At 62.1% G+C, this 5,989-nt stretch carries 6 protein-coding genes; 3 read left to right on the forward strand and 3 right to left on the reverse strand.

All coding sequences use genetic code 11. From position 1 onward, the window contains the following. Positions 1-343 precede the first annotated feature (343 nt). Positions 344-964 (forward strand): uracil-DNA glycosylase, encoded by a 621-nt coding sequence (locus tag NW841_RS11470; protein WP_414386480.1) that lies wholly within the window; start codon positions 344-346, stop codon positions 962-964. A gap of 85 nt (positions 965-1,049) precedes the next feature. Here NW841_RS11470 and NW841_RS11475 read toward each other — a convergent pair whose 3' ends face one another. Then, positions 1,050-1,898 (reverse strand): methyltransferase domain-containing protein, encoded by an 849-nt coding sequence (locus tag NW841_RS11475; protein WP_414332663.1) that lies wholly within the window; start codon positions 1,896-1,898, stop codon positions 1,050-1,052. Positions 1,899-2,035: 137 nt separating this feature from the next. Here NW841_RS11475 and NW841_RS11480 point away from each other — a divergent pair, with 137 nt between their 5' ends. After that, complete coding sequence (locus NW841_RS11480; RefSeq protein WP_414386476.1) at positions 2,036-3,643, forward strand: B12-binding domain-containing radical SAM protein; 1,608 nt, start codon at positions 2,036-2,038, stop codon at positions 3,641-3,643. Positions 3,644-3,668: 25 nt separating this feature from the next. On the opposite strand, the gene rbsK is transcribed toward NW841_RS11480, so the two are convergent. Beyond that, entirely contained in the window at positions 3,669-4,592 is a 924-nt protein-coding gene (rbsK, locus tag NW841_RS11485; protein ID WP_414386478.1) for a ribokinase, read from the reverse strand. 120 nt (positions 4,593-4,712) lie between these two features. Here rbsK and NW841_RS11490 point away from each other — a divergent pair, with 120 nt between their 5' ends. Continuing rightward, positions 4,713-5,024, forward strand: coding sequence for a YbjQ family protein (locus NW841_RS11490; RefSeq protein WP_414360996.1), 312 nt, complete (start codon positions 4,713-4,715; stop codon positions 5,022-5,024). A 10-nt stretch (positions 5,025-5,034) separates the two neighbouring features. On the opposite strand, the gene NW841_RS11495 is transcribed toward NW841_RS11490, so the two are convergent. Then, positions 5,035-5,784, reverse strand: coding sequence for a YebC/PmpR family DNA-binding transcriptional regulator (locus tag NW841_RS11495; protein ID WP_414366621.1), 750 nt, complete (start codon positions 5,782-5,784; stop codon positions 5,035-5,037). Positions 5,785-5,989 lie beyond the last annotated feature (205 nt).

Below are 5,989 nucleotides of genomic sequence, written 5' to 3' on the forward strand. Positions count from 1 at the left end.
TTCAGCTCTACTTCAGAGACCCGGTACACGGGATCGATGAAGCAACTGGGGCAGAAGAAGAGACAAAAGCTCTGCTGTCAAGCGGGTGAGGAAACCCCACCCGCCTGCGCGGTGGGGTAGTTCATCAAGACGTAAAGGCTGCCCTTTTGGGGAAAGAGACTCCAAGCTTGACAAGGGCAGAGGAGCAGCCGAAGATCGCTGCACAAGGATCCCTCACCTTGCAATGGCTGCCAAGAAAAGACCCTCGGAGCTTCAGCCCAGCCTATTTGACGATCCCCTAGAGCCACCTGCCTCTGCAACGGAGACGCTTCCCCAATGGGATCAGATCCCGCTCTCGGCTCAGGTGCCCATTCCCCCCGGCACCTATCGGGATCTAGAACAACTGGAGCAGCACTGCCGAGTCTGCCAGCGCTGTGAGTTGGCGGCCAACCGTACCCATGTGGTGGTGCACCGAGGTAACTCTAAAGCCAAGATCGTGATTGTTGGCGAGGGGCCGGGGGAAAACGAAGATCTGCAAGGCCTGCCCTTTGTAGGTAAGTCCGGCCAGTTGCTGGACAAGATCCTGGCCTCGGTGGGGCTGGATCCCGAGCGGGATACCTACATCTGCAATGTGGTCAAGTGCCGCCCCCCCAACAACCGCGTACCCACCCAGGCGGAGATGGACGCCTGCCGACCCTATCTCTTGGAGCAGATTCGCCTGGTGGATCCCTGGATCATTTTGTTGACGGGGGCCACTTCGGTGCGCTCCCTTTTGGGGGATAAGCGGGGCATTACCAAGATCCGCGGCGAGTGGATCCAGTGGCAGGGGCGCTGGTGCATGCCCATCTTCCACCCCGCCTACTTGCTGCGCAACCCTGACCGCACCCCCGGCAGCCCCAAGTGGTTGATGTGGCAGGATATTCAGGCGGTGAAGCAGAAGTACCTAGAACTTGCTGGCGCAACGCCACCCCAGCAGGACTTTTGAGCCCACTTTCCCTGTCGCTTACGTGGCCAGCGCTGCTGCCCTCACCCCCAGCCCCTCTCCCTTGGGAGAGGGGGGTATGGGATCCCTAACTTGCAGGCTTGAAGCCGCTCAGCAAGCCAAAGCGCAGCAAGCCGGTGGCATAGGCCCGCCGCATCAGGCCCAGCCCCAGCGCCCCACGAACGGTGACCCAGCCGCTGCGCACCAAAGCCGGGATCCACCGCCAATCGCGAGCCGAGGCAATTACCTCATCCCAAAAGGGGGCCACCCGCTCCGACCAGTCGGCGGTGCGCAACTGCTCGAACCCCACCTCTTGGGCCAGTGCTTCATACTCCGACAAGCTGATGACATAGGGCAGGCAGTACACGTCGTAGATCTGCTGCAAAAGCCGCTGATCCTGGCGGCTCAGGGATCCCTCGCGGTGGCACCAGGTCACCACCATCATCTGCCCGCCCGGCTGCAAGACCCGCCAGCCCTCGGCCAGAAACCGCCGCTTATCTGGCATGTGCTCGCCGCTTTCCAGAGCCCAGACCAGATCGAAAGTGTGGTCGGCAAAGGGCATTTCCAGGGCATCGGCCACCCAAAAGCGCACCCTGTGGCTCAGACTGGCCTCCTGGGCCCGCTGCGTGGCCCGTCGGGCCTGGACAGGGCTGAGGGTAATGCCTGTTACCTCGGCGCCAAAGCGCCGCGCCAGCTCCAGGCTGCTCCCTCCAATGCCACAGCCGAGATCGAGGATGTGCTGAGGGGGTTTAGGATCCCCGATCTGGCCCCATTGAATCACTCGCTCCATGAGATCGATCTGGGCTTGGCGGCGATCCTTGCCGGTCTGGCCCGGCTCATAGTAGCCGTGGTGCATGTGCTCCCCCCACACCTGCTCCCACAGGCCGGAGGAAGCATCGTAGAAGCGGCGGATGCGTTGGTTGAGGGGGGAAGCCATCCAGTCAGGAGCGGGTCGGGATCCCTTCCATTCTGGACGATCTGGCCGTCCCTGCTGGCCCTGGACGCAGCCTGACAAAACCCCGATTAAGCTGGGAAAGTAGGCCCTTGCCGCCCATCCCCCTTTCTTAGACTGCCTTGGCCACCTCGGAATTGGCTCTGGAACAGCTTCTCTTCACCCCGGCCACACCTGCGCCTGACGCGGTGCGGGTCATCTACGCCTTTCCCAACACCTACTCCGTAGGGATCACCAGCCTCGGCTACCAGGTCATCTGGAGCCTGCTGGCCAGCCGCCGCGAGGTGGCGGTCGCCCGCCTGTTTACCGACCTGGCCGAGCCCCTGCCGCGGGATCCGGAGCTGGTGGGTTTTTCCCTGTCTTGGGAGCTGGACTACGTCCATATCCTGGATCTGTTGGAACGACAGGGGATCCCCCTCCAGGCCGAGGCGCGGGGGGAGGCGGATCCCTTGGTTTTTGGCGGCGGCCCGGTGTTGACGGCCAACCCTGAGCCCTTTGCTGCGTTCTTTGACTTTATTCTGCTGGGGGACGGGGAGGGGCTGGTGGAGCAGATGATCCAGACCTACCGCCAGGTGCGGCAGGGATCCCGGGCCGAAAAGCTGCAGGCGCTGGCCCAGGTGCCGGGGATCTACGTGCCCAGTCTCTACGAAGTGCACTACCGCGGCCCCGACGGTCCGGTGGAAAAGGTCATTCCCAAGCGGGACGGGATCCCCAGCTCCATCCGCAAGCACACCTTCCGTGGCAACACCCTCTCGGTGTCCACCGTGGTTACCCCCAAGGCGGCCTGGGAGAGCATCTACATGGTGGAGGTGGTGCGCAGTTGCCCCGAGATGTGCCGCTTTTGCCTAGCCAGCTACCTAACTTTGCCCTTTCGCGCTGCCGATGTAGAAGGGCATCTGATCCCGGCGGTGGAGCGGGGGTTGCAGGTTACCCAGCGGATTGGCCTTTTGGGGGCTTCGGTAACCCAGCACCCCCAGTTTGAGGAGTTGCTGGAGTACCTGGCGCAGGATCGCTTTGAGCAGGTGCGCCTTAGCCTGGCCTCGGTGCGCACGGGCACGGTCACGCCTCGCTTGGCGCAAGTGCTTTCCCGCCGCGGCAGCCAGTCCATTACCGTGGCCATTGAAAGCGGCTCAGAACGGCTGCGCCAGGTCATTAACAAGAAGCTAACCAATGAAGAAATCTTGGCGGCGGCCGCCCACGCCCAGGCCGGCGGCCTGAAGGGGATCAAGTTCTACGGCATGGTGGGGCTCCCGGCGGAAACCCAGGCTGACCTGGAGGCCACCGTTGCTCTTTTCAAGGAGCTCAAGAAGGTGGCTCCCCGCCTGCGCTTGACTTTGGGCTGCAGCACCTTTGTGCCCAAAGCCCACACCCCTTTCCAGTGGCAGGGGGTGGATCCCCAGGCTGAGAAAAAGCTGCAGTGGTATCAAAAACATCTGCGTCCCCTGGGCGTGGAGTTCCGTCCCGAAAGCTACAGTTGGTCGGTCATCCAAGCCCTCATCTCGCGGGGGGATCGGCGGGTGGCCCGAGTCTTGCAGCTAGCCCGGCAGTGGGGCGAGTCCCTGGGCAGCTTCCGCCGCGCCTTCAAAGAGCTGCAGGGACAACTGCCGCCCTTGGACTACTACGTGCACAGCAACTGGGATCCGGCGGATCCCCTTCCCTGGCAGCACATCCAGGGCCCCCTCAGCCTGGAGCGGCTGGCCCAGCACCGCCAAGAGGCCTTTTCTGGGTAGCAAAGGACGTCGTGCTTAAAATTCCCTAGGAAAGAGGGTGAGAGCCTGCAGCAGTCAGAAACGCCTCGATCTCGGTGCGCTGGGGCAAACTGGGCTGGGCCCCAGGGCGGGTTACACACAAGGCCGCAGCGGCATTGGCAAAATGGAGGGCTTCCCTCAGGGATCCGCCAGCAGCCAGGTAGGCGGCCAAAGCACCGCAGAAGCTGTCGCCGGCAGCAGTGGTATCCACCACCAACACGGGGTGGGCTGGCAGATGGCCCCTTTCCTCCCCATCGGCCCAGACCAAGCCCGCTCCCCCCAAGGTGATGATCACTGTCGGGATCCCCTGCTGTTGCAAGGCTTGGGCCACTTTTTCGGCTTGCGCTGGCGTCTCCACTGGAGATTGGGCAAGGGCAGCGGCTTCGCTTTCGTTGAGCACCAAGTAGCGCACCTGACGCAGGAGGGATCCCGGCAGGGGAGCCACAGGGGCGGGATTGAGGAGGACAGGGATCCCTTGGGCAAAGGCCTGCTCCGCCACCGCCTGCACGGTGGCTAGGGGGATTTCCAGTTGCAACAGCACTAGAGCCGCCGGCGTCCAGGGGGGCAGATGCTCTGGCAGGTAGCGACCATTGGCCCCGGGGCTAACCACAATCCGGTTTTGCCCTGCTTGATCCACGGTAATTAGAGCAATACCGCTGGGCCCTTCCAGCTCCCGTACGTAGTGGGTAGCAACGCCGCTTTGCTCCAAGTTCTCCTTTAGCAGGCGGCCAAAGCCATCGGATCCCACCGCCCCCCACATCTCCACCTGGGCTCCTGCCCGGGCTGCTGCCACCGCTTGGTTGGCCCCCTTGCCCCCAGGGTAGGTGGCGTAGTCCGATCCCAGCACCGTCTCCCCCGGCCCCGGCTGGTGTGGCACCTGCACCACCAGGTCTAGATTTAAGCTCCCCACTACGCGAACGAGGGTCGTCATTGGCTGGCTGGAAAACGTTGCCTCCAGGGTAGCCAATTCTAGCTCCCGCTACAGTCTAAGAACTCCCCACCTTGGAGCCTCTCGGCTAGCTTAGTGAGGAGGTGACGCGGAGAACGAGCCATGCTGCTAGCCACTACAGACATGCTCCAAGGTAAAGAGGTGGAGCGCTACCTGGGCATTGTTACTGCCGAGGTAGTTTATGGCACCAATGTTCTGCGGGACTTCCTTGCTGCCCTCCGCAACATTATCGGGGGACGCACAAGAACCTACGAAGAAGTGTTCGAGAATGCTCAGAAAAAGGTTTTGGAAGAGTTGGAGCAGCGAGCCAAACGTTTGGGAGCAAATGGCATCCTAGGCGTTACCATTCATACCAACATGAGCACGACGCTGATCCTCGTTACCGCCGCCGGCACCGCCGTCAAGTTGCGCTAAGCCTTTCCCCTTAGGCCAGGCTCTCCATCACTGCCTCGTCAATCTCGAAATTGGCGTAGACATTTTGCACATCGTCCAAGTTGTCCAGCCGTTCCATGAGGGTCAGCACCAGCTTGGCCGTCTCGGGATCCTCCACATGCACTTCTGTGGAAGGGATCCAACGGATGGCCGCCTCCTGCACCCGGTAGCCCTCTTTTTTAAGGTAGGTGGCCACCTGCTCCAGCAGGGTGTAATCGCAATAGACCTCTGCGCCGGTCCCCTCCACCTTGAGATCCTCCCCCCCTGCTTCGGCTACCGCTAGCAGCAGAGCTTCGGGATCTGTCACCTCCTCTAGGTTGATCACCCCTTTTTGCCGAAACAGCCAGCTCACGCAGCCGCTTTCCCCCAGGCTGCCGCCGACTTTGCTGAAGGCTTCCCGCACCTCGGCAGCCGTGCGGTTGCGGTTATCGGTCATGGCCTCAATCAAGACAGCCACACCCCCAGGGCCGTAGCCTTCGTAGCGGATTTCCTCCAGGGGGCTGTCGTCGGTCCAGTTGCCGGATCCCTTGGCAATGGCCCGTTCAATGTTCTCGGCGGGCATGCCTGCCGCCTTGGCTTTCTCTACCGCCGAGCGCAGCCGAAAATTGGCTTCCGGATCCGGCAGGCCGCTGCGCGCTGCCACAATGATGGCGCGGGAAAGTTTGGTAAATAGGCTGCCTTTTCTGGCATCTACGCGGGCTTTTTGCCGCTTAATGTTGGCCCACTTGCTGTGTCCTGCCATAGCTGCACACTGGTCAAGCAGTAGGAGGGAAGAGATCCCCTTAACTCCGAAGCCTAGATCACCCCAGGCCCAGGACTCAACCCCACCCCAGCTCCAGAACCCTAGCTTGGATCCCCAAGCAAAACCCCATGAACTACCCCACCGCGCAGGCGGGTGGGGTTTCCCCATCCGCTTGACGGCGAGATTTTTGTCTCTTCCTCTGCCC

It is taken from the genome of Synechococcus sp. H60.3 (assembly GCF_047462295.1).
In the GTDB taxonomy this organism is placed as follows: Bacteria; Cyanobacteriota; Cyanobacteriia; order Thermostichales; family Thermostichaceae; genus Thermostichus.

Bases quoted from the DNA above. Each gene is read 5' to 3' on its own strand.
- NW841_RS11475 (WP_414332663.1), bottom strand. From the start codon at position 1,898: ATGGCTTCCCCCCTCAACCAACGCATCCGCCGCTTCTACGATGCTTCC.
- rbsK (WP_414386478.1), bottom strand. From the start codon at position 4,592: ATGACGACCCTCGTTCGCGTAGTGGGGAGCTTAAATCTAGACCTGGTG.
- NW841_RS11490 (WP_414360996.1), top strand. From the start codon at position 4,713: ATGCTGCTAGCCACTACAGACATGCTCCAAGGTAAAGAGGTGGAGCGC.
- NW841_RS11495 (WP_414366621.1), bottom strand. From the start codon at position 5,784: ATGGCAGGACACAGCAAGTGGGCCAACATTAAGCGGCAAAAAGCCCGC.